At 43.3% G+C, this 550-nt stretch carries 1 protein-coding gene; it reads right to left on the minus strand.

Annotated features, from left to right (window positions below; translation table 11 throughout):
* Positions 1-392: hypothetical protein (locus AAEY80_RS14335; protein ID WP_350588526.1), on the minus strand; the 392-nt coding region annotated here is incomplete at its 3' end.
* Between the last annotated feature and the right edge of the window lie 158 nt (positions 393-550).

Here is a 550-nt window from a genome sequence, read left to right on the forward strand (position 1 = left end):
GGAGTGATAGGCGGTAGGCTATCAGCGTTCTTTTCCATGTAGTTACGGATGAACTGCCACTGCGCGCGAGCATAGGCATCGGATGTCGCTGGAAAGGAGGAGACCCATTGGTTGACGATGTTACGTTTATTATCTAGCCAGTTGAGCTGTAAAAAGTAAGTTCTACTCATACCGCCTGCACTGACGATATTGACGCTTTTCACACTGGCATGAATGTCTGCATAAGGCAGCTCGTTAATGCCGTGGTAGTCTACTTTTATGTTGCCGTCTTCTTGAGTGACATCAAATTGTAAGATACGTTGGTCGACTTTGTCAAAGGCGTCAATGGGTACGTCACTATCGGTGAGTTTAGAGACTTTGCGTAAAAGTGAAACAGGGAGAACAAAAAACATTAGTATTAGAACTATACCAAGTACTATCTCCACGAGACCTTCAGAGAAAAGGTCAATAAGAAGTGCTGGTATCATAATAATAAACAAGACTAAAGGGCCAATAATCATTATCAGCCCACCCTCATTCAGCATGCTACTGCCCACATCATTAAAGGTTA

The organism is Psychrobacter sp. 78a-MNA-CIBAN-0178 (assembly GCF_040309625.1).
Classification (GTDB): domain Bacteria; phylum Pseudomonadota; class Gammaproteobacteria; order Pseudomonadales; family Moraxellaceae; genus Psychrobacter; species Psychrobacter okhotskensis.